Annotated in this window: 18 protein-coding genes and 1 tRNA gene; 2 read left to right on the top strand and 17 right to left on the bottom strand. The window is 59.9% G+C overall.

Translation table 11 applies throughout. From position 1 onward, the window contains the following. Window positions 1-295 precede the first annotated feature (295 nt). Window positions 296-2,008, top strand: a complete 1,713-nt coding sequence (locus tag ACQZ5K_RS01665; RefSeq protein ID WP_448737245.1) for a long-chain-fatty-acid--CoA ligase — start codon at window positions 296-298, stop codon at window positions 2,006-2,008. A 139-nt stretch (window positions 2,009-2,147) separates the two neighbouring features. Continuing rightward, window positions 2,148-3,773 (top strand): glucose-6-phosphate isomerase, encoded by a 1,626-nt coding sequence (gene pgi, locus ACQZ5K_RS01660; RefSeq protein ID WP_448737244.1) that lies wholly within the window; start codon window positions 2,148-2,150, stop codon window positions 3,771-3,773. Between the two features lie 61 nt (window positions 3,774-3,834). Here pgi and ACQZ5K_RS01655 read toward each other — a convergent pair whose 3' ends face one another. The 17 genes from ACQZ5K_RS01655 to ACQZ5K_RS01575 form a co-directional block, all read right to left on the bottom strand. Next, a complete protein-coding gene (locus ACQZ5K_RS01655) occupies window positions 3,835-4,563 on the bottom strand; it encodes an esterase family protein (protein WP_448739478.1) in 729 nt (242 codons plus the stop codon). Further along, window positions 4,560-5,525, bottom strand: coding sequence for an acetylxylan esterase (locus tag ACQZ5K_RS01650; RefSeq protein WP_448739477.1), 966 nt, complete (start codon window positions 5,523-5,525; stop codon window positions 4,560-4,562). The genes ACQZ5K_RS01655 and ACQZ5K_RS01650 overlap by 4 nt, the downstream gene beginning before the upstream one ends. 124 nt (window positions 5,526-5,649) lie before the next feature. After that, a complete protein-coding gene (locus tag ACQZ5K_RS01645; RefSeq protein ID WP_003520009.1) occupies window positions 5,650-6,576 on the bottom strand; it encodes a carbohydrate kinase family protein in 927 nt (308 codons plus the stop codon). Between the two features lie 100 nt (window positions 6,577-6,676). After that, entirely contained in the window at window positions 6,677-7,375 is a 699-nt protein-coding gene (locus ACQZ5K_RS01640) for an orotate phosphoribosyltransferase (protein ID WP_448739476.1), read from the bottom strand. Window positions 7,376-7,542: 167 nt separating this feature from the next. Further along, window positions 7,543-8,580, bottom strand: a complete 1,038-nt coding sequence (pyrC, locus tag ACQZ5K_RS01635; protein WP_448739475.1) for a dihydroorotase — start codon at window positions 8,578-8,580, stop codon at window positions 7,543-7,545. 113 nt (window positions 8,581-8,693) lie between these two features. Then, entirely contained in the window at window positions 8,694-9,731 is a 1,038-nt protein-coding gene (locus tag ACQZ5K_RS01630) for a 4-hydroxyproline epimerase (RefSeq protein WP_269830508.1), read from the bottom strand. A 126-nt stretch (window positions 9,732-9,857) separates the two neighbouring features. Further along, entirely contained in the window at window positions 9,858-11,180 is a 1,323-nt protein-coding gene (locus tag ACQZ5K_RS01625) for an alpha/beta hydrolase (RefSeq protein ID WP_269828426.1), read from the bottom strand. A gap of 186 nt (window positions 11,181-11,366) precedes the next feature. Continuing rightward, a complete protein-coding gene (locus ACQZ5K_RS01620) occupies window positions 11,367-12,863 on the bottom strand; it encodes an acetyl-CoA hydrolase/transferase family protein (RefSeq protein WP_448739474.1) in 1,497 nt (498 codons plus the stop codon). Window positions 12,864-13,154: 291 nt separating this feature from the next. Beyond that, a complete protein-coding gene (locus tag ACQZ5K_RS01615) occupies window positions 13,155-13,955 on the bottom strand; it encodes a phosphodiesterase (RefSeq protein ID WP_448739473.1) in 801 nt (266 codons plus the stop codon). Window positions 13,956-14,021: 66 nt separating this feature from the next. Further along, on the bottom strand, window positions 14,022-15,314 hold the full coding sequence (locus ACQZ5K_RS01610; RefSeq protein ID WP_448737237.1) for an ABC transporter substrate-binding protein: 1,293 nt from the start codon (window positions 15,312-15,314) through the stop codon (window positions 14,022-14,024). Window positions 15,315-15,356: 42 nt separating this feature from the next. Then, window positions 15,357-16,178 carry a carbohydrate ABC transporter permease gene (locus tag ACQZ5K_RS01605; RefSeq protein ID WP_448737236.1) on the bottom strand — a complete coding sequence of 274 codons (822 nt, stop codon included), beginning with the start codon at window positions 16,176-16,178 and terminating at the stop codon, window positions 15,357-15,359. Continuing rightward, a complete protein-coding gene (locus ACQZ5K_RS01600) occupies window positions 16,178-17,104 on the bottom strand; it encodes a carbohydrate ABC transporter permease (protein WP_448739472.1) in 927 nt (308 codons plus the stop codon). Before ACQZ5K_RS01600 ends, ACQZ5K_RS01605 begins: the two co-directional genes overlap by 1 nt. Further along, window positions 17,101-18,246, bottom strand: a complete 1,146-nt coding sequence (locus tag ACQZ5K_RS01595; RefSeq protein ID WP_262534735.1) for an ABC transporter ATP-binding protein — start codon at window positions 18,244-18,246, stop codon at window positions 17,101-17,103. The genes ACQZ5K_RS01600 and ACQZ5K_RS01595 overlap by 4 nt, the downstream gene beginning before the upstream one ends. Window positions 18,247-18,462: 216 nt before the next feature. Beyond that, complete coding sequence (locus ACQZ5K_RS01590) at window positions 18,463-19,275, bottom strand: class I SAM-dependent methyltransferase (protein ID WP_448739471.1); 813 nt, start codon at window positions 19,273-19,275, stop codon at window positions 18,463-18,465. Window positions 19,276-19,449: 174 nt separating this feature from the next. Continuing rightward, window positions 19,450-19,526, bottom strand: a tRNA-Arg gene (locus tag ACQZ5K_RS01585). Between the two features lie 217 nt (window positions 19,527-19,743). After that, window positions 19,744-21,162, bottom strand: coding sequence for an ATP-binding protein (locus ACQZ5K_RS01580; protein ID WP_035263949.1), 1,419 nt, complete (start codon window positions 21,160-21,162; stop codon window positions 19,744-19,746). 250 nt (window positions 21,163-21,412) lie between these two features. Then, entirely contained in the window at window positions 21,413-23,461 is a 2,049-nt protein-coding gene (locus ACQZ5K_RS01575) for a methyl-accepting chemotaxis protein (RefSeq protein WP_448739470.1), read from the bottom strand. Window positions 23,462-23,673: the final 212 nt, after the last annotated feature.

Here is a 23,673-nt window from a genome sequence, read left to right as displayed (position 1 = left end):
CGGGCAAAATGCTTTTCCCTTCACGAGTTGGCGAGATGTGCGGCAGCAATATTGACGTTTACGTTAGAGTTAAATAGGCTTTGCCGACGAGATGGACGTCAAGGGATTACGCGTCTATCATTCGTCACCGGGGAGCGAGAGGAGCGGTCGATCCGGTGACGCCACAGGGAGTTCCCTCAACCCGGCCGATTGGGGCCGGCTGAATGCGGGAGCTTCGTGAACATCAGGCAGCCGAAAGCGCCCTTCACGCGTTTCAAAAAATGCGCGGCGCGACAAAGACTCTGGGAGGAGAAGCATGAGTGAACTGTCCCTGGGACACCCGGAAAACGTCAGCGCAGAGAAGCGCTGGCTGGCATCCTATCCGCCGGGCGTACCTTCCGAAATCCCCGCATCCGCCCATGCCTCCCTTGTCGAACTTCTCGAAAAGAGCTGTGCGCAATTTGCCGACCGCAAGGCCTTTTCCAGCATGGGAAAGTCCCTGACCTATCGGGAACTGGACGCTGAAACCCGCGCGGTCGCTGCCTGGCTGCAATCCAGAGGGCTGGAAAAAGGCGACCGGGTTGCCGTGATGATGCCGAATATCCTGCAAAATCCCGTCGCGGTATACGGGATCCTGCGGGCGGGCATGATCGTGGTCAATGTCAATCCGCTCTACACACCGCGCGAGCTGGAACATCAGCTCAAGGATTCCGGCGCAAAGGCGATCTTCGTTCTGGAAAACTTCGCCCATGTGGCCCAGCAGGCGGTGCCGAAAACAGCGGTGCGGCATGTGGTCGTCGCGGCGATGGGCGATCTCCTCGGCCTGAAGGGACATATCGTCAATCTGGTGGTTCGCAAGGTCAAGAAACTGGTGCCCGCCTACACCATCCCCGGTTCCATCAGCTTCAAGGCCATGCTGAAGGAAGGTCAGGGATTTTCGCTGAAGCCGGTCAGCCTCACGGCGCAGGACATCGCCTTCCTGCAATATACCGGCGGCACAACCGGCGTATCCAAGGGTGCGGTTCTCACCCATGCCAATCTTCTGGCCAATAAGCTTCAGATCAGCCTGTGGCTGGACGCCGCTTTCAATGGCCGAAAGGACCGTCCGGAAGTTCTCAACTTCATCTGCGCCCTGCCGCTCTGCCACATCTTCGCATTGACGGTGAATTCGCTGATGGGCATTGCGCTCGGCGGTCACAATCTGCTGATCGCCAATCCGCGCGACATTCCCGGCTTCGTGAAGGAGCTGACGCATTATCAGCCGCATATCTTCCCCGGCATCAACACGCTTTTCAACGCGATGATGAACAATGAGGATTTCCGCAAGCTCGATCTGTCGTCGCTTATTCTGGTTCTCGGCGGCGGCATGGCCGTGCAGAGACCTGTTGCGGAACGCTGGCTTTCGATCGTCGGCTGCCCGATTGCCGAAGGCTACGGCCTGTCCGAGACATCCCCGGTCGCCACCGTCAACCGCCTCGATTCCACGGAATTCAGCGGCACCATCGGCCTGCCCATCTCCTCGACGGAAATCGATATTCGCGATGAGGACGGCAACAGCCTGCCGACAGGCGAAGTCGGCGAGATCTGCATTCGCGGGCCGCAGGTCATGGCCGGCTATTGGCAGCGGCCGGATGAAACCGCAAAAGCCATGACCGCCGACGGCTTCTTCCGTTCCGGCGACATGGGTTTCATGGACGAGCGCGGTTACACCAAGATCGTCGACCGCAAGAAGGACATGATCCTCGTTTCCGGTTTCAACGTCTATCCGAACGAAGTAGAAGAGGTGGCCGCCAGCCATCCGGGCGTGCTGGAATGCGCCGCCATCGGTGTCCCGGATGAACATTCCGGCGAAACCGTCAAACTCTTCGTCGTCAAGAAGGACCAGTCGCTCACGGAAGCCGAGCTCAAGGCCTTCTGCGCCAAGAACCTGACGAACTACAAAAGGCCGAAAATCATCGAGTTCCGCACCGAGTTGCCGAAATCGAATGTCGGCAAAATCTTGCGGCGCGAATTGCGCAATCTGAACTGATTGTCTCGCGCAATGGGGTGAGCCGGGCGACCGGCTCTTTCTTTCATCCCGGCCCTTTTCTTTTATCAAAGTCGCCTTGATTTGGCCGCCTGAAAAAGAATAGTTTCCTCATCCTTCCACGGAAGCCGAGGAGCACGAGATGCAGGCCACCATCGAAAAACTGAAAGCAACGGCGAGCAGCACAGCCGCAACCGATCTTCGCGCCGCCTTTGCGGCCGACGACAAGAGATTTAGCCGTTTCAGCGCCAAATTCGATGACCTGCTGATGGACTATTCCAAATGCGCCGTGAACGAAGAGATCGTCACGCTTCTCGAACAGCTCGCACGCGAAGGCGGCGTCGAGGCCAAGCGCGAGGAGATGTTCTCGGGCAAGGCGATCAACTTCACCGAAGACCGCGCCGTGCTGCATACTGCACTGCGCAACCGTTCCAATACGCCGGTTCTCGTGGACGGCAAGGATGTGATGCCTGATGTGAACGCCGTTCTCACCGCCATGGGCAAATTTGCCGATGCGATCCGCTCCGGCTCTCTCAAGGGTGCGACCGGCAAGAAGATTACCGACGTCATCAATATCGGCATTGGCGGTTCCGATCTCGGCCCAGTCATGGCGACGCTGGCGCTCGCACCTTTCCATGACGGCCCGCGCGCGCATTTCGTCTCGAACATCGATGGCGCTCATATCGCCGACACGCTGAAGCTGATCGACCCGGAAACCTCGCTGTTCATCGTCGCGTCGAAGACCTTCACCACCATCGAGACGATGACGAATGCCGCCACCGCGCGCCGTTTCATCGCCGAGAAACTGGGTGAGGCAGCCGTCAAGCATCACTTCGCCGCCGTTTCCACCGCACTGGAAAAGGTTGCGGCCTTCGGCATCGAAAGCGACCGCATCTTCGGTTTCTGGGACTGGGTTGGCGGACGTTATTCGATCTGGTCGGCCATCGGCCTGCCGCTGATGATCGCCATCGGGCCGGATAATTTCGGCAAGTTCCTGGATGGTGCGCATGCCATGGACAGGCACTTCCGCGAAGCGCCGATCCGCGAAAATCTGCCGATGCTGCTCGGCCTCATCGGTTTTTATAACCGCAACGTGTTGAATTATCCGACCCGGGCGATCCTGCCCTATGATCAGCGCCTGTCGCGTTTCCCGGCCTACCTGCAGCAGCTCGACATGGAGTCGAACGGCAAGGGCGTGACCATCGACGGCACGCCCGTCGAAGGCCAGTCCGGTCCGGTCGTCTGGGGCGAGCCCGGCACCAATGGCCAGCACGCCTTCTACCAGCTCATCCACCAGGGCACGAGCGTCATTCCGGCCGAATTCATGATCGCCGCCAACGGTTTCGAGCCCGAACTGCGCCATCAGCACCAGCTTCTCATCGCCAATTGCCTGGCGCAATCGGAAGCGCTGATGAAGGGCCGCACGCTTGCCGAAGCGAAAGCACAGCTCACCTCCAAGGGCATGGAAGACAAACTCGCCGATTTCATCGCGCCGCATCGCGTCTTCACCGGCAACCGCCCCTCCATCACCTTCGTCTACGACAAGCTGACACCCTTTGCGCTTGGCCGCCTGATCGCGCTCTACGAGCACCGCGTTTTCGTCGAAGGCGTGTTGTTCCGCATCAACTCCTTCGACCAGTGGGGCGTGGAGCTTGGCAAGGAACTGGCGACCGGGCTGCTTCCCGTCGTTGAAGGCAAGGAAAGTGCGGCCGGCCATGACAGCTCGACCCAGGGGCTGGTGAAAGCGCTGGCGGGACTGGCGGGCTGAGGGTCGTTACGCCCTCGATCTAAAAAGCCGGAGACACCTCCGGCTTTTTTAATGTGGCCGCTCAAATATAAAGCGCCGCCATCTTGCGCCACGCGCCCGCCCGGTGGGCGCGACCATCCCAGACATGCATCCGATGCCCCACCTGCTTCTCCGACAGAACCCGGCTGAGGTGATGGTTGTTGTCCAGAAACGGATCGGCATCGCCGATGGTGAAGACCATGTCGATACGCCGCAGGCTATCGAGCCGCCATGGGCAGGCAAGGCCCGGCAGGAAATGGCTCGGCATGTGGAAATAGACATCGTCGTCGTAATAGCCATCGAACAGGTCGCCGAAGGATTCCACCTTCATCGTCAGGTCATAACGGCCGGAAAAGGCGACGAGCTTGCAAAAAAGATGCGGGTGGCGAAAGACGAGGCTGGCGGCCTGAAACGCACCCAGGCTGCAGCCCTGCACGATCGTATCACTATTCGGATTTTTCTCGGCCATTAGCGGCAGCACTTCGTTCAGAATATACTCTTCGAAGGCTGCATGGCGGCGAATACGATCGGCGGGATGATGCCCGGCCGCATAGAAGGTCTCTCTGGCCAGCCCCTCTATGCAATAGAGCTGAAGGTGGCCCGCCTCCAGCTTGTCGGCCAGACTGCCGACAAGGCCCAGTTCCTCGTATTCGAAGAAACGCCCGTCGCGGGTGGGAAACATCAGCACCCTGGCGCCGGAATGTCCGAATATTAACAGCTCCATGTCGCGATGGAGCCTTTGACTATACCAGCGGAGATATTCGCGTTTCATGGCACCTTGAAAAACCGTCTGACCTTGTCCTTATGGACCGCATCTTGCGATGCGCTGTCAGGGTAATCGAAATGCCCGGCGTCGAGGATGAATATTTCATTAAATTTTGATTGTGGCAGCGCATTGGCCACCGCGAACTGGCAGGGCGGCGCGACCGCAGGGTCGAAAAGTGCGGGCGCGACCAGCATCGGCACTTTTATGCGGGTGGCGGCACTGGCGGCATCGAACAGGCGCAGCGTCTCAAGCAGGTTGGCATGGGTTTTCTGATAGGTCTGAACCGCATCCGCGCTGCCGACGGTCGGCAGCGTCAGCCAGAACGGCCGGTGTCCGAATGTGGGCACGACAAGATGGCCGCGGTCTATGCGCTCGTCGAAAGGGATGGCCAGGGCACCGATGCCGCCGCCGAAACTGATGCCGCTGTAACCCACCTGCCCTTCCAGCCACGGATAGAGGCTGATGAGCGTGGAAACGGCAACCCACAGGTCGTCGACGCAGCCGCCGATGATGTAATCGTCTTTCCTGTCGATATTATAGAGAACATGAAGGGCGGGGTCGGACGAAATCGGCGGACAGGCGCTCAGCGAAAGCCCGCGAAAACAGGGAAACAGCACGACTGTTTCTTCCACCGGCACGTCGAAATCGGGCTCCCCTCGCCCACCATAACCATGGCCGACAACGAGGCCACGGCGCACCTGCCCTTCGCGCGGCAAAAGCAGCCACCCGCCGATGCGAAAACCGCCGGTGGAGGTGTAGGTTATATCGAGGACGTGCCAGCGGGGGTCGCTGAGCCTGCTCTTGCGCAGCACCGGTCGGGGATCCGTGGCGAGCGCGCGGCGATAGCGCTTTTTCCAGAAATCATCGAAGCCCGGCGGCGCTTCGGGCGGGGTGATGGCCAGCAGCTGCTCGCGCTGCATGCCATAGGTCGGGTCGAAATCGAAAGGATGGGACTTGGGAACGCTCATGCGATGCTTGTTTCGTGAAAAAACAGCGGACACAAGCTTCATAATATCGAAATAACGGTTTTTTACGGCTTTAGCACCGGGAAGAGTGTTGAACCACCTTTTCAAAATGGTTCAACCGCGCTCATCACAAACCGATTTCATGCGCAAAGGGCGGATTCGCGCCAGCCCGCGAAACGGTGACAGCGGCCGCTTTCGCGCCCAGCGCCAAAGCCTTCCTGATCTGGTCTTCCGTCAGCGAGGCAACCTGCGCCTTGGTCAGAAGGCCCTGCATTTTCAGCGAGGCGAGAATGCCGGCATCGAAGGTATCACCCGCGCCGACAGTGTCGACCACTTCCACCCGCTCAGAAGCCACTTCAACCTTGAGATTGGCGCTATACCCCACCGCGCCCTTGGCGCCACGGGTGACGACGACGAGTTTCGCACCATGGTGCAGCCAGTGGCGGGCAAGCGTGTCCTCATCTCCTTCCAGCCCGAACCAGGCAAGGTCTTCATCCGAGAATTTCACGATATCCGACATGGCCGCCATGCGGCGGATGCGGGCCATGTGGGACTGCTTGTCCTTGATGAAGCCGGGGCGGATATTCGGATCGAGCGAGATGACGCGGCTTTCATGCTCGCGTGTCATCAGCGCCTCATAGGTGCTGCCGCAGGGCTCCGGGATGAGGCTGATCGCGCCGAAATGCAGCGCCTCGCAATCCGCGCCCAGTGCCGGAAGCTCCGCCTCGGTAATCATCCGGCCGGCGGTGTTTTCGTCGTAGAAGGCATAGGTCGCATGGCCATCCACCAGCTTCACGAAGGCAATTGTGGTCGGCCGCGAAAGGGTGGCGCAATAGCTGAAGTCGACATTGCTGGCGCGCAGGGTTTCGCGCAGGATATCGCCCATCATATCATCGGAAAGGCCCGTGAAGAAGGCGGATGGAACACCGAGACGCCCCAGCGCAATCGCCGTGTTGAAGACCGCTCCGCCTGCATAGGGGGCAAAACCCGCCTCACCCAGCGTCGTCTGCCGGGGCAGCATGTCGATCAGGGCTTCACCACAACACAGGATCATTACGGTCCTCCTCAAAACAGCAAATCAAATGGACTTAAATCGATTTAGACGAAGATCGATCGGAAGGCCAGCCGCAAAACCGGGCTGGCCGCATCCGAAATTAAGATTGCGGCAATTCGCTGACACCGCCGCGTTTTGCCGACCATGGCAGCGGGTTATCGAGGAAGGCTTCGACCTCGGAGAGGGTCTTTTCATCGAACAGTTTTTCAGCCCGGGCAACGGCCAGAACATCACGCCAGGTGGTCAGGTAATGCAGCTTGACATTGCCATTGGCGAAGCGCGCTTCAGCCTCTTCGAAGATGCCGTAATAAAACAGCGCGATACCGTGATCCACGATACCGCCCGCCGCACGGATGGCGTCAATGAAGGTGAACATCGAGCCGCCGGCCGTCGTCAGATCCTCGATGACGAGAACACGTGCACCTTCCGGCATATGGCCTTCAATCTGGGCGTTGCGGCCATGGCCTTTCGGCTTCTTGCGGCAATAGATCATCGGCAGGCCGAGGCGATCGGCAAGGAAAGCGGCGAAGGGAATGCCCGCCGTCTCGCCGCCTGCCACACAGTCGAACTTCTCGAAACCGGCCTCACGCATCACCGCCGCCGCCGCAAAATCCATCGCCGCCGAGCGGATGCGCGGGAAGGAGATGAGCTTGCGCATGTCGATATAGACCGGGCTCTTCATGCCCGAAGCGAAGGTATATGGGCTTTCGGAATTGAAGTGAACCGCCTTGATTTCCCACAACATCTTCGCAACCAGTTCCGCAACGACGGCGCGGTCAGTGAATGTGAAATGGTTCATAGGCGTTCTCCTTTTTCGGCCTTGGTTTATCGCTCCGAAAACCCGGATCGGTTTTCGGAAAGCACAACATCTCGGTTCAGCATTGCAGGCATCCGCAGGCGACGCCGAAGGGCGAATGCCTGGGGACCATAACAAAACCGCCGGCAGTGCCGGCGGTTACTAAAAAATCAACTCACATCCCAATGGAGCGGGAACATCGGATCGAACACGGTGACCGGCCCGGCGCCCGTCTCGATTTTTTCAGGAAAAGCCACCGCTTCCTCGCGCTTGACCAGCGTGATGGTCTCCTCGTTCGGGACCAGCCCATACCAGGCCGGGCCATTGAGCGACGCGAAGGCTTCCAGTTTATCGAGGGCGTTTTCATCCTCAAAGACGTGGGCGAGACAGCTCATGGTGTTGATCGAGGTATAGATGCCGGCGCAGCCGCAGGCGCATTCCTTCAGCGGGTCCACATGCGGAGCGGAATCCGTGCCGAGGAAGAAGCGTGCATCGCCCGAAGTCGCGGCAGCCCGCAGCGCCAGCCGGTGCTCCTCGCGCTTGGCGACCGGCAGGCAATAATAATGCGGCTTGATACCGCCGACGAGAATGGCGTTACGGTTGATGATGAGATGGTGGGTGGTGATGGAGCCGGCGATGTTGGCCTTGGACGACTTGATGTAATCCACGCCATCGCGGGTGGTGATGTGTTCCATCGTCACCTTGAGTTCCGGCAGGCGCTGGCGCAGAGGCTCCAGAACCGTATCGATGAACACCTTCTCACGGTCGAAAATATCGACTTCCGGCGTCGTCACCTCGCCATGCACGCAGAGCGGCAGGCCAATCTTCGCCATGCGTTCCAGAACCGGCATGGCCTTGTTGAAATCGCGCACACCGCCATGGGAGTTGGTGGTCGCACCGGCCGGGTAGAGCTTTACGGCAGTGATGAGGCCGCTTTTTTTGCCCTCTTCCACATCGTCGGCCTGCGTGTCCTCGGTCAGATAGAGGGTCATCAGCGGCTCGAAACGATCACCCGCCGGAATTGCCTTGACGATGCGCTCGCGATAGGCGCGGGCATCGGCCGTGGTGACGACCGGCGGCACCAGGTTCGGCATGATGATGGCGCGGGCGAAATGGCGGCTCGTATCCCCGATCACCCCTTCCAGCATTGCCCCATCACGCAGGTGCAGGTGCCAGTCATCAGGGCGGCGCAGGGTGAGCGACTTCATCGGGATACCTCGGAGCATGACGGAATTGGCGCCCGCTTAGCATCTTTTGCCGCGGGAAAACAGCCGCCAAAGTCCATCCGGCGGCTGTAAATGTCATTTTTTTAAAGCGTGCCTTAGATGTTGCCCGCTTCCGGCCCCCAGACATCGGTCATGGCGAAACCATCGGCCAGCGGATCAAACGGATCGAGACCCACCTGATGCAGCCCGAAGGTGAAGCCGCGCCCGGCAATGGTGGGGATGACGGCCGGGCGGCCCGCCACCTCGGTGACGGCGGAAAGGCCGACATCGAATTCCGAACCGATGATCGAGCGAGATTTATACTCGTCTCCCACCTTCACCCTGCCGCGCGCATAAAGCGTGGCGAGATTGGCGGAATTGCCGGTGCCGCAGGGCGAGCGATCCGCCCGGCCCGGCCACATGGTGGTGCAGGTGCGGATGGAGCCATCCGCATCCACATCGCGGAACATGACATAGGCGACACCGGAAATGGCCGGGATTTCCGGATGAACGACGGTCATTTCACGGTTGACCAGATCCTTCAGGATCATGCCCGCCGAGACCAGTTTTGCCGCATTGGCCTTTTCGATCGTCAGGCCGATCTGGCGGACATCGACCAGCGCATAAAAGATGCCGCCGTACGAAATATCCATCGTCACCCTGCCCCATTCGGGCGTGTCGATGCTGACATCCAGCTCATGCACGAAGGACGGCACCATGGTCAGCTTGACTTTTTCGCAACGGCCATCGCGGCAGGTGGCCGTGGCTTTGACCAGACCGGCGGCCGTTTCGAGGATGATGACGGTTTCCGGCTCCTGCATTTCCACCATGCCGCTTTCCAGCAGCGCCGTCGTCGCGCAGATGGAATTGGAACCGGAGCTGGCATGCGCCTGATCCGGCTGGAGAATGACGAAAGCGGCGTGCGCATCCGGGTGCTTCGGCGGCAGGAGAAGATTGACCGATCCCATCGGCGTGCCGCGCGGCTCCAGTGTCAGAAAGCGACGAAGCGTCTCACCCTGCGGATCGGTATTCATCCAGTGAAGCTGTTCGGCCACCGTGTTGCCGGGAATTTTCGGCGCGCCGCCGGTGACGACACGGCCGATTTCGCCTTCGCAATGGACATCGAGAAGCTGGAGGGTGCGTTTCCAACGCATGGGGGTCTACTCCGGAAGTTGGGTTGTTGACCCGACCATACAGATAAAAATACAAGCTGTATACAAATCTACAAGGGTGCGGCCTCGAAAACGCGGAAAGTTCGAAGTCGCCCCTTTAATCACGATTTAGCGGCTACGGCATTCCGCCCGATTTCGGTTGGCGACCGCCTCGCAATTCACTCTCGATGACTGAACAGCCTGATCGTCCACCACGGAACCGGCGGTATCGCCCACCGATCCGACGGTATTTTCCACGGATCGGCCGAGCCGTTCCACCTGCCTGCCGTAATTTTCACGCGTGCGCGGATCGAACACCGCAATCGGCGCGCTGACAACGACGCTCGCCGCCGTCCCAACGGTTTGCGCAGCGCCGATGCTGACGGCACCCAGCGCCTCACCCAGACCGACATCTGAATCCGTTACCGTCTGCCCGGCGATAAGGCGGTCGCCGATAAGCCGGACAACTTCAGGGCTTTCGGCAAATTTTCCATGGTTCAGGCGGTCGCCGGATTGCAGCTTGGTCAAATCCAGAACAGTGATGCCGGCTTTTTCAAGCTCGCTGCGATAGGGCTCGACGGATGGGTCGATCTGGCCGAGACGATCGACATTGCCGGAAATGCGGCGCGACAGGCTAAGAGCGCGATCATCCTGCGAAACGAACAGAGTGAATTTCGGCGGGGTTTTGCCGAGGCTTGCGAATTGCCGGCTGAACACATCCACATCAAGATCCGGCGCGGCGAGAATGACATTGCCGATCTTCGGATCGACGCGGCCATTGCGAATGGCCATCTGGCGCAGCGCCTCCACCGCAAGCCAGGTGCCCATGGAATGGGCCATGACCGTGACCTCACCGATGGACTTGTCCTTGGCGAGGCGGGTCAGCATCTCTTCCAGCGCATCGCGCGAGTAGTTGGTGCTTTCCTTGTCGTAATTATAGTCGAAAATGCTTGCCCGCGACGGCCAGGTGAAGACCACCGGCACGACATCCGTGCCGGAATCATGAACGATCTGGGCGAAACGATAGACGGATTCTTCGTAACGGTTATTGAAACCATGTACGAAGACCAGCACGCGGCGGTCCTTCTGGATATGTTTGCCGATCCAGCTTCGTGTCTCGGCTTCGGAGCGAATGGGCTCCACCGCCACCGTTGTAAAATCCTTCAGCGGGTTCGGCGGCAGTTTCTTCGGCCATTGCACCTGCCCGACCTTGCGGTTGGCATTGGGCGGAATGGAAACCGTCACCGCATCCACCTTCAGACCCGTTCCACGCTCGCCGCCAAAAAGCACGGCAGCGTTTTCCGATGGCGCGCGGGTGGTGGCGACCAGAAGATTGACCGGTGTGGTTCCCGCTACGGTCTGCCCCGTCGGCGTCATGACCCCAATCGGACGCCCCCCGCAGCCGGCAAGCAGGGCGACAATGGCGATCATGGCCACGAAGCGAATGGGCATCACGTTACTCTCCTACAACCCAGAGGCAGCCGGACAGCAGCCGGGGGAGAGGATTTTCTACCGGAGGCGGAACAGACGCGCCAGCAACCACAGCACAGGAGCGGACAATTTCCGCCCCGGTGTGTCCAAACGGACCCAATTGCGCTGCTGTCACACCGGCAACGGGGCGCCTTCTAAAATGCAGGCCTATTTCTGCGGCAGCATCGTGCCCCTTTCGCGCAGAGCCGCATGCCAGGAGAGCGCTTCTTCGATGAGATGCGGCGTGTGTCCACCCCGCGCCGCCGCCCGCCGGTAATAATCCGTCAGCGCATCGCGATAATCAGGATGCACGCAGTTCGCGATGATGACCGCCGCGCGCTCGCGAGGCGCCAGCCCACGCAGATCGGCAAGCCCGATTTCGGTGACGAGAATATCGACATCATGTTCGGTATGATCGACATGGCTGACCATCGGCACGACGCTTGAAATGGCCCCGCCCTTGGCGATCGATTTGGTGACGAAGATGGACATATAGGCGTTGCGGGCGAAATCCCCCGAGCCGCCGATGCCGTTCATCATGTGCGTTCCACCGACATGGGTGGAATTGACGTTTCCATAAATATCGAATTCCAGCGCCGTGTTGATGCCGATAATGCCAAGGCGGCGGATGACTTCCGGGTGGTTGCTGACCTCCTGCGGCCGCAGGATAAGCCTGCTCTTATATTCCGCCAGTCGCGGCATCACCTGCTCGTTCATGGCGGAAGACAGGGTGATCGACGAGCCGGAGGCGAAGGTGAGCTTGCCCGCATCAAACAGTTCGAAAGTCGAATCCTGCAGGACCTCCGAATACATTTTGAGATCTTGAAACGGCGTATCGATGAAACCATGCATCACGGCATTGGCGATGGTGCCGATGCCGGCCTGGAGCGGCTGGAGCTCATGGGTCATGCGGCCATGACGCACCTCGTTCAACAGGAACTCGGTGAGATGGCCGGCGATGGCCTTGGTCTCGTCATCCGGCGGCAGCACCGTCGAAAAACTGTCGCTCTTATCACTCAGCACGATGGCGGCGATCTTTTCCGGGGGCACCGGAATGAACGGCAGGCCAACACGGCTATCCGTCGCCACAACCGGAATGGGCATGCGGGTCGGGCGTCTGGCGGGAATGAAGATGTCGTGCAACCCCTCCAGCACCTCGGGCTGCGACAGGTTGATTTCAACGATCACCTTGTCGGCCAGAATGGCGAAGCTTGCGGAATTGCCGACGGAAGTGGTTGGCACGATGCCGCCTTCCGCCGTGATCGCCACAGCCTCGACAATGGCGATATCGACCCCGTGGATCTGACCGCCGCGCAATTGCTCGACCGTTTCGGAAAGGTGCTGATCGATGAACATCACCTTGCCGTCATTGATCGCCCTGCGCAAAGCCGGATCGGACTGGAACGGCATGCGGCGCGCCAGCATGCCCGCCTCCACCATGGTCTTGTCGAGATCGTTGCCGAGCGAGGCGCCGGTCATCAGGGTGATTTTCATGGGGTTCGTCTTGGCGCGCTCGGCCAGCGCCAGCGGCACCGCCTTCGCTTCGCCGGCGCGCGTAAAGCCGCTCATGCCCACCGTCATGCCGTCCTGAATGAGACTGGCAGCCTCTTCGGCGCTGACGATCCTGTTCAAGAGGGACGCGTTGCGGATACGCTTTTCAAGCATGCAATTCTCCATGATCTGTCATCACGATGGCACGGCATTCGGCTGGCCACCTTTCGGCGACTATGGCGTGCAGTTTCATCGATGAAACTGACATAGATCAAGGGTGCGCACGGAACCATGGTTTCGATCCATCACATCCCGTTCAACAAACCAGAAGTGGCGCATCGGCGCGACAGGCCACCGGGGTCTTCTCACCGCCGCAGCCTTGCAATCGTCAAAAACCCCTCCCTCACCACCGGCAACAGGCGACGAGGCGAAGGTCATCTCCGTGCAACACGGAAACGTCCGGTGTCAGGGACCTTCGCAGACAGGCGCCTGACCGAGCACGACCTGCCCCGCTTCCGCATCATAGGCACGCAGACCGAATGCGCCGAGGTTTATGACCCGGTAACAGGGATTGCCGCCCGTCCACAGCGGATCGACAACATCGATATCGGTGATGAAACGGTGGGCGCAGGCCTGACCGGAACTGTAGGCGATGCCTTCGGCGGTCGTACCGGCCATCGGCACATGGATATGGCCAAAAATGATATGACGTATACCGGCCGGATGAGCGGCGAGACGGCGCATGACAGCACCGTCATCATGCATGCCGATATGTTCGAAATGGCGGATGCCGCAATCCATCGGCGGGTGATGAATGAACACCGTCACCGGCAGGTCGCCCGCGCTTTCCAGCGCACTCTCCAGCCATGCCAGACGATCCGCACCATATATGCCGCCGATGACATCGGCCTCATGGCTGTCGAGAAACAGCAGCCGGCCGAATTCGGTATCGATGAAGGACTGGATGTAGCCGTTATCGTCACGCGGCTGTTCCGGAAAAGCCGCGACGAATTCAGGGCGGCGGTCGTGGTTGCCGAGCATCAACTGCACGGGGATCGAGACGGGCGCGAGGATGTCGCGAAGCAGCTCATAGGCTTCCGGTTCGCCGTAATTGCAGAGATCACCCGTCATCACAAGAAGATCGGCGTCGGCATGTTTTTCGACAATATCGGCCACCGCCGCGCGCAGCTGCTTTTCCGGGTCGACGCCGTTTACAGCAATGCCGGGGGGTACGAGATGGGTGTCGGTGATCTGGATGATCTTCATAACAGGTCTTTCTGCGCAAAATGGCTGCGGGAACGGATTTCCCCGCAGCCTTTTCGATGGTTCTGCTTATTTCAGCAGGGCGTTGGTCTGCTCGACGATCTGCTTGAGACCGGCTTCCGGCGTCACTTCACCACGCATGACGGTGCCGATGATGTCGCGCTGCGTTTTCCAGATGCGGACGGATTCGCCACCCGGATAAGCACCCCAAGGCATCGAGCGATCAGCCTGCAGCGAAGCAGTCTTCACGTTCGGGTTCTCGACATAGTAAGGTGCAAGGAAGTCGGGGCCGGTTGCGAGCTTGTTGGTCGGCAGGTAACCGGTGATGCGAACGATGGTGTTCTGCGCTTCGGGACCGGTGATCCACTTCAGGTACTTCCAGGCAGCATCCTGCTTGGCCTTTTCCTGTGTGAGGATCACGGCCGAGTTACCGCCCGTCGGTACGCCGCCCTTTTCCTTGTTGTCGAGCGGGAAGGTCGCCGTCTTCAGCTTGAAACGGTCGCCGACCAGACCTTGAATCGTCTGGACGTGAGCCGGGGTCGAGAAAGTAAATCCGGTCAGGCCAGCGCCGAACTGCTGACGTGCCTGTTCCGGGTCGAGCAGGTTCTGGCCGCCCTCAGTCACGAACTGGCGGGCCAGCTTCAGGGCGTTGAGGCCGATCTCATTGTCGAAGCCGACGGTTTTCGCTTTTTCATCAACGAGCTTGCCGCCCTGTTCAAAGATGAGCGCCTGCCACAACCAGTCATCGCCCCAGCCATTGATGTCGTAGCTCATGCCAGCCAGCTTCGGGTCGAGAGCCTTGATCTTCTTGGCGAGAGCAATGAGTTCCGGGAAGGTCGTCGGCATCTTGTCCGGGTCGCCGCCAGCCTTTGTGACGAGGTCGGAGTTGATGTAGATGATCGGCGAGGACGCGTTGACCGGAAGGCCGTACTGCTTTCCGTCGATCTGGCCGAGTGCGGCCATCTTCGGGCTGTAATTCTTGTCGAGGAAGGCCTGACCGCCTTCAGCCTGAATGAACGGGCCGAGATCGGTGATCTGGTTGCGCGGTGCAAGCGTGTGAACGAGTTCCGCCGTCAGGTTGTAACCCGAGAAATAAACATCCGGCAGATTGCCCGTTACGGCGGAACGCAGAACCTGCTGCTGGCCTTCATTATAACCGGCGGCCGGAGCGAGAAAGTTGATCTTCACATCCGGGTTCTTCTTCATGAATTCATCGGCCAGCGGCTGATGGAACTTGGTGAAGCCCGGCAGGTTGTAAAGAACGTTGAGCGTGATTTCATTGGCCAGAACCGGCTGAGCGAGGCCCGCAAAAGCCATGCCGAGAGCCAGACCGCCCATCACAGCGCGTCGGTTGAGTTTCATGTCAGTCTCCAGAGAGGTTGGGAAGAGGAAATCTGAACGGCGTCACTTGACGCCGGTCATGGTAATACCGGCGATGAAGTGCCGTCGTGCGAGGAGGAAGCACAGCACCATCGGCGCGGTAATCAGTGTAGCGCCCGCCATCAGCGCACCGTAATTCGCGCCGGACTCGATATCCGCGAAAAACATCATGCCGAGGGGCGGAGGAGCGAGATTGGTGTCCGTTACAACGATCATCGGCCAATAGAGATCGTTCCAGTGCGCAACGAGCGAAAAGACGGAAAAAGCAGCGAGCGACGGCAGCGAACCGCGTAGAACCAGACCCCAGCAGATCTCCATCTCCGAAAACCCGTCCATACGCGCAGCCTCGATGATTTCATCGGGATAGCTGCGGAAGGACTGATTAAACAGGAAGATGGCGAAGACCGACAGGAAGAACGGCAGCATCATCGCGAAATAGGTATTAAGAAGCTGCGCCATTGCCAGGCCGACGAAGAGAGGCAGCGCGAGCGCCTGGATGGGCACGGCGAGAGCCGCAACAATCAGCCCCAGCAACAGCTTGCGCCCCGGAAAACGAAGCTTCGCCAATGCGTAGGCTGCAGGAACCGACGTCAGTATCTGCACGATAAGGATACCGAAACATACGATCACGCCATTCAGCATGAAGCGCGCCATGGGTACCTGCCCCGCCGCACGGGAATAGTTTTCGGCAGCGTCAAATTTCTGCGGGATCGGCCAGAGCGAAACACTGAACACCTCTGCTGGCGGACGGATCGAGGTCAACACCATCCAGTAGAACGGCAGGAGCATCACGAAAGCGCCAAGGGCAAGCACGAGATGTGGGAGATATTTGCGGAGTGCGGCCATCAGTAGTGCACCTTCCGGTCCATGTGCAGCGTCTGGCCGATAGACAGGACCAGCACGATCGCGAGGAAGATAATCGTCAGCGCGGCGGCATAACCGGTGTTCGAATATTCGAAACCTTCGAGATAGAGATCGAACAGCAGGGTTTCCGATCCGAAGCGGCCCTTGGTGAGCACAGCCACCGTCTCGAACACCTTGAAGGCCGAGATGGAGGTGGTGACCACCACGAACATGGTCGTCGGCCCGAGCATCGGCCAAGTCACGGTCAGGAAGCGGTCGATCGGGTTCTTGGCGCCATCCAGCCGCGCCGCCTCGTGCAGATCCTTCGAGATGGCGGTGAGGCCCGCGAGGAACAGCACCATGTTGAAACCCAGGATCTGCCAGACGCCCATCAGCGCCATGGTGGGAATGAGGAGGACGGGATTGGAGAGGAAGGCGACCGGCTCGAAGCCCAGCCATTTGATCGCCGCATTCACCGGGCCGAGCGAGGGATGCAGCAGGAACTGCCAAACGGTCGCCATGGCGACGAGGGTTGCTGTGACGGGGAGGAAATAAGCCACCTCCCAGAAAGCCCGGCTGCGCTTGCGGTTATAAACGAGCAAAGCCACGCCGAGCGCCAGAAACACACCGAAGGGAATGACGATGAGCGCATAAATGGCGGTATTGGCCAGAGAGCGCAGGAAGACCGGATCCTGAAACGCCTTGACGAAGTTTCCAAGGCCGACAAAGCGGGTGGAGAGCGAACCGAGCTGGTAATCGGTGACGGAAAAACCGGCCAGAACGAGCATCGGAACGATATAGATCGCCAGAAGCAGCAGGCTTGCGGGGGCCGCGAACATCAGGCCGCGCCAGATCATCCGCCGGTCCGCCTTTGATAGCCGCGGGCGAGGCTTCACGCGCGCGGCCGTGGAAAAATCGACCGCCGTCATGCCGGCACCCGTTCGCGCACCGTCACCTTGCGGCGCAGGCCATCGGCCGCGAACAGATGCGCGCGTTCCGGTGCAAAGCCAAGATTCATCACGCCATTCATATCCGCGCCCACGGCATCGCCGGCGCCCTGACGCAGGGTGATGGCGACCGTCTCGTCGCTCAGCAGGCGGCAGCTCACAAAGCGGTCGGCGCCGTGGGTTTCGCTGCGCACCACACGCACGGCAAAACCTTCTTCGCCCGGGCGCAAATCTTCGGCACGAAGGCCGAGCGTCGCCGGGCCGGCATCGCGGCCCACACCCTCGATGCCAAGATCGCGTCCAAAGGCCGTGACTTTACCCTGCGCGTCGATTTCGACCGGCAGCAGGTTGATGGATGGCGTGCCGATGAAACGCGCGACTGTCAGCGTCGCGGGCTTGCGGTAAAGCTCATCCGGCGTGCCCAGCTGCTCGATGCGGCCTTCCGACATCAACGCGATGCGGTCGGACATGGTCATGGCTTCGATCTGGTCGTGGGTGACATAGATGAAGGTCGCCCCCAGCCGACGGTGCAGTCCGGCCAGTTCCTCACGCATATGGGCGCGAAGCTTTGCATCGAGGTTGGAGAGCGGTTCGTCCATCAGGAAGGCGGCAGGCGAACGCACCAGCGCCCGGGCAAGCGCCACACGCTGACGCTGGCCGCCGGAAAGCTGCGCCGGCTTGCGATCCAGCAGATGCGCGATCTGCAGGGTTTCGGCCGCCTGTTCGACGGCGGCATCGATCTGGCCCAGCGTTTCCGCCGGGGCCGCAAACCGTCCGATCAGCGGCAGGCGGGCGGCAAAGGGCAGACGCCGCATCCTGAGCGGTGTGGCAATGTTCTGGCGCACGCTCATATGCGGATAAAGGGCATAGGACTGGAAAACCATCGCCAGATTTCGATCGCTTGGATCAACCTCAGTCACATCCTGATCGCCGATGGAGACCGAACCGCGATCCGGTGTTTCCAGCCCCGCAATGATACGCAGAAGCGTGGACTTGCCGCAGCCCGACATGCCGACGAGAGACAAAAACTCTCCGGGACGGATGGAGAGATCGATCTCTTTCAGAACATCGTCAGCCCCGAAGCCTTTGCCGATGCCCGAAAGCTCAAGTGATTGTGGCGTCATTCTGCGCTCCTTTTCTGGAGCGCATATGCTTATATTGTATGACAATATGACGAAGGTTTGCGGAAAGTTCGATGACACTCGAAAGCCCGATAATCTCGGGCTGTCGGAAAATCCTTTGGTACAGGCCTCCACCCAAAACCACTAATATTTAGGGGGTATTGCTTAAATATTCCCCGTTCGCACTTATGGACTGAGAACCGGGCCGGCAGCGCCGGTTTAAACGGCGGCGAGAATCACATGCGCCTGAATTTTCGCGGCAACCGCGCCACCGCCATGCCGCGTTTCAATGGCCGCAGCGGCGCAATCTGTCGCGGTGTCGAGCCCTCCCGGTGCTCTCGCCTCAATTTCCGTCCGAAGCACGGTTCCCTGACAATAAGCCATGGCCGGAATGCGCGATGAAGAGGCGCGGCTCTGCGCAGTCACCGTCTCAATCGTCACGCGGGAAAAACCGGCCGCCTCCAGCTCGCGGCGAATGAGTACCGTATCATGATAACCGTGCGGGGTGCGGGCCATGAAGCGCGGCGGATCATCGGGGAACAGGCGCGCCAGAGCGTTCGTCACATCATCCGCAAAGTGATTTTCCTCGATGCGGTCCCATACATTGAATAGATAATGTCCGCCGGGCTTCAATACCCGCTTTGCCTCGCGATAAGCCGACAAGCGGTCATTAAAGAACATCGCGCCGAACTGGCAGAAGACGAGATCGAAAACGGCGTTTTCAAAAGGCAGCGTCTGGGCATCCACCTGCTGCCATTTTATGCGGCGATCCGGCGCCTGTTGCGACGCCGCAAAGTCGAGCATCGGCTGGTTGAGGTCGGTTGCCACATAGTTTGCCGCGGGCAATAATCGGGGGGCCAATTCGCGCGTGACGGCGCCGGTGCCTGCGGCGATTTCCAGAATATCAATCGGCATCAAGGCCGCCGCCCGACGCGCCAGATCGGCGGCGAATGGCGCAAAAATCAGCGGCACCATATAGCGGTCGTAATTTTCCGGAATCGAACCCGCAAACACCTTGTCCGCTTCCAACATGGCTTTCACCCCGGGAACAGCTGATGACGGGGTGACTTTAGCACATATTCGGGACGTTCGGAATTCACTCGGTGCTGCGGAGCGTCGAAGCATCCGCCTGAACGGACTTGCCGATACCAGCCATATCGCACGTGAAGGCGATTGTTTCAGGACTTAATTTTATGGGAAGAGAAATGGCGCACCCGAAGAGATTCGAACTCCTGACCCCCAGATTCGTAGTCTGGTGCTCTATCCAGCTGAGCTACGGGTGCGTGCCGTTCCGGTCGTTTCCGGTGGCGTGGCGATCCTCTAAAACGTCCTCATTCCGAATGCAAGCGATTTCGCTTCGAAATTGTCATTTTTCCGCAGCAATTCATGTATCTCATTGATTTTATTTTAAATTCCATGAGGATCATTTTCCACGGGCCAGATACCCTGTCCGTTTGGGCGGGGAGAATGATTGCGCGAACCGGCTGCAAAGCAGGTTTTTCAGGCGGTTCTGGCCGCCTGTACGGAAGCGGCGCGGTCGGCGATCTCGATGCGGAACTGCGTGCCGGGACCGGGCTTTTCGACGAGCGCGATCGTGCCTCCATGGGCAAGCACAAGCTCGCGGGCAATGACCAGCCCGAGGCCCGTGCCGCCGGAGCGGGCCGAACCTCTGAAAGCGGAAAACAGGTTCTCCTTGGCCTTGCGCGGCATTCCCGGCCCATTGTCGTCGATGACGATGCTGACGACGCTGCCGGCCCTCTGGGCCGAGATGGAAAGATGCCGAAGCCCGGCATTCGCGGTATCCGATTGCAGGGCCTGAACGGCATTGCGACAGAGATTGTGGATGACCCGGAAAAGCTGCTCGGAATCCGCATCGACCGTGAGGTCGGATGGAACGCTGTCCTGAAATTCTATACCGCTGTCCGGATCGAGCGCCAGAATATCGCGCACATCCCGCACCAGAAGACTCAACTGCACCATCTTGCGTTTCGGTGCGCCTTCAGTCGCCTGGCCATAGGCCAGAACCTCGCCGGTATAGGCCACGGCGCGGTCGATGGTGCGCAGCAGTTTCGGCGCGAAGCTCCTGACCATCGGATCCTTGGCATCCACCAGACGGTCCGACATGAGTTGCGCGGAGGACAGGATGTTGCGCATGTCATGGTTGATCTTCGAGACCGCGAGACCGAGATCCACGAGGTTCTTCTGCTGGCGCAGGGTTTTCTGCAGTTCGGTCTGCATGTCGGCGAGGTGGCGGCCCGCAACTGCCAGCTCGTCGGCCCCCTGCTCGGGCACGAAAATCCGCTCGGGATTGCCCGGATCCTCCGAGAAGTTCTGCATGCCGAGCGTCAGCCGGCGTATGGGCCGGATCATGATGCGGTTGATGGAGATGAAGATCAGGCCTGCGGTGATCAGCGACAGGACGATGGAAATCAGGAAAACGTTGCGGGCATAGGCAAGCATTGCCGCCCGCAGCTTGTTTTCGCCGAGCACCAGTTCGATGATCGTGTCGCTGTCGCCGACGACATCGAAAACGCGAATGACGCGGTTGCCCCCGAACAGCAGGGTGGAAAAGGCGTCCCGCACCGCCGCCACCTGCGAAACGTCGGAAAGATCATATTGCTCATCGACGCCCGGCGGCGTTTCCGCCACGGCGAGCAGGCGTGAGGTGCCGTCCTTGCGCAGCGCGATAAGCTTCGCCCCTGTCGCCATCAGCGTGTCGTTCTGCACGCTTCGCGGCAGTTCGGCCTGCAGGCCGTCGATGACAGCGCCGGCGGCCGCAGCCGTATTCAGACGGTCGCGCAACCATGAAAGACGCATATTGGCGACGGAAGGCACGAAGATCAGCACTTCGGCGATCATCACGAAGATGACCGTGAGCAGCAGCAGCCGTCCCGAAAGACCGGCGGTCAATCCCGGCATGCAATGCACCGGATCGTCTTGCGTGCGGTCCAAGCTGTCTACGCCTTTAGAAAACACCGGGCCATGATCCTGTATGCGCGCCGCTGCTTGCGTGGAACGGCTCGGTTTATATGCAGCGATGATAATAGGACCTAATGGATATTTTTCCAATGCGCTGCAAAATAAAGGTTTTCATTGCCGGGAAAACAAACGCCGCCCGGCACGGGCGGCGTTCGAAGGTAAGCCGGTTTTGAAGCAACCCGCCGGTCGCCTAGAACTCCTGCCAGTCGCCATGGGCGGGTGCCACCGCAGGCTGGGCATTAAGCGCGCGGCTAACGCTGTTCATCAATTTGCGGGCCGGAGAGGCCACCGCCGGCGTCCTGCCGGAGACCGCCACCGGTCCGGCGGAAACCGTCATCGGCCTCGCGGGCTGCTCGATGCGGGGCGCGCGCTGCACATTCTCCGCGCCGACGTTGAAGCGCGCCACGAGCGTCACGAGATGGTCGGCCTCGCTGCTCAGCTTGTGGGTTGCGGCCGAAGTCTCCTCCACCATGGCGGCGTTGCGCTGCGTTACCTGATCCATCTGGTTGATGGCGGTATTCACTTCATGCAGGCCGGTAGACTGTTCCCTGGCGGCCGTGGCGATCGAATGGATGTGCTCATTGATTGCCAGAACGCGTGTTTCGATTTCGCTCAGTGCGCCGCCGGTTCTCTGCACCAGCGATACGCCACGCCCGACCTCTTCGCCGGATTTGGTGATCAGCGCCTTGATGTCCTTCGCCGCCGTTGCGGATCGTTGCGCAAGTTCTCGCACTTCCTGAGCGACGACGGCAAAGCCCTTGCCGGCTTCACCCGCACGCGCGGCTTCCACGCCGGCATTCAGCGCCAGCAGGTTGGTTTGGAAGGCGATTTCGTCGATGACGTTGATGATCTGGCTGATTTCGCGCGAGGCGTGCTCGATGCGATCCATGGCGGACACGGCATCGCGCACGACATTGGCGGACTCTTCCGTCTTCTGCTTCGTTTCGGCAACCATGGCGCTGGCTTCCTGCGCACGGTCGGTCGAATTGCGAACAACGGCGGTAATCTCATCCAGAGCGGCGGAGGTTTCCTCCAGCGCCGCCGCCTGCTGTTCGGTCCGCTTCGACAGGTCATCGGCCGCCGAGCGCAATTCGTTCGCGTTGCCGCTGATGCCTTCCGTGCTGCCGCGCACTTCGCGCATCGTCTCGCGCAGCTTGGTCAGCGTCTGGTTGACGTTCCCCTGGAGTTCGGCGAAGACGCCGCGGAACTCGCCATCCATTCTCTCCGTCAGATCGCCCCGCGCAAGGCCTTCGATGACGCGGCTGGTCTCGGATACGCCATTATGGACGCCGGTGAGGAGCGAATTGATCGTCGCGGCGAAACGATTGAGGTTGTCGTCGCCATAGTCCTTGTTGATGCGGCGGCTGAAATCGCCCTGGGCCGCGGCATCGACAACGACGGCCATGCCGGCCTGCAGATCGTCGCTCTTGGCGCGCATGGCGGCTTCCTGCGCATTCATACGGCGCACTTCGCTGCCGTTTTTCTTGAAGACCTCAACGGCCGCAGCCATTTCGCCGATTTCGTCGTTGCGGCCGAGATAGGGGACGTCCGCGTCGAGATTTCCATCGGCCACGGCATTCATCACCTGCGAAACCCTGCGGATGGGTGCGCTGAGCTGCCGTGTTCCGATGTAGAGGCCGAAGGCGGCTCCCGCGCCGACACCGGCAACCGTCACCGCGACGATCACCCAGAATATGGCGGTGCTGAAAGAATCGACTCCCGCCTTCACGACTTCGAGCTCGGCAAGGTCGTTTTTCACGACGCTGTCGATTTCCGCCTGATAGGCCTTGCGGTTGGCGCGGTTCGCCTCGTTATTGCCCTGCTGGCTGGCCGCCTGCGGCCCGTTTTCCTTCGCCAGTCGCACGGTCTCCAGACGGAAGGTGCGGAATTCCTTGGACCGGCCGACAAGCTTGTCGAAACTCGCCTGTTGTTCGGCCGGCACGAGCGGCGCCCAGCTGGCAATGAGCTTTTCCATGGCGTCGAGGTTTTTGACCATGCCGTCGGCAAAGGGGGTGGCTGCCGCCACATCGGCTGCCGCGTAGACACCGCGTGCTTCCATGACGACTGCCGTTACCAGACGGTTGAGCGCCTCGCCCTTGTAGGCCCGTTCGGCGGCTTCCTCGAAATGATGCGACCGAACCCGGAATTCGTTGATCGCATAGATGGACAGCCCGCCAATGGTACAGGCCACAAGGCTCATCAGCCCGACAAGAAGATTGATACGACCGCGAATTCTCAACTTCGTTCCCCCAACAAAAACCAGCCGCGCGATGAAAATGGGAAGCTGGCATAACTTTTCGCGTCACAAGATTTATCAATGCTGCGTTAAGAAAGAATTTCAGATTTTATCGATTGCGCGCCGGAATCGGCCTCTATCGGCAGTCGGCGAAGGAGAAGGCGGTGCGTTTTCCGCAAAAGGTGAAGCGCGAAAACCCCTTCGGCAATTGACTT

Source organism: Agrobacterium sp. 22-226-1, assembly GCF_053522345.1.
The sequence above is the reverse complement of the archived record's forward strand: the minus strand, read 5'-3'. Positions and strand labels throughout refer to the sequence as shown.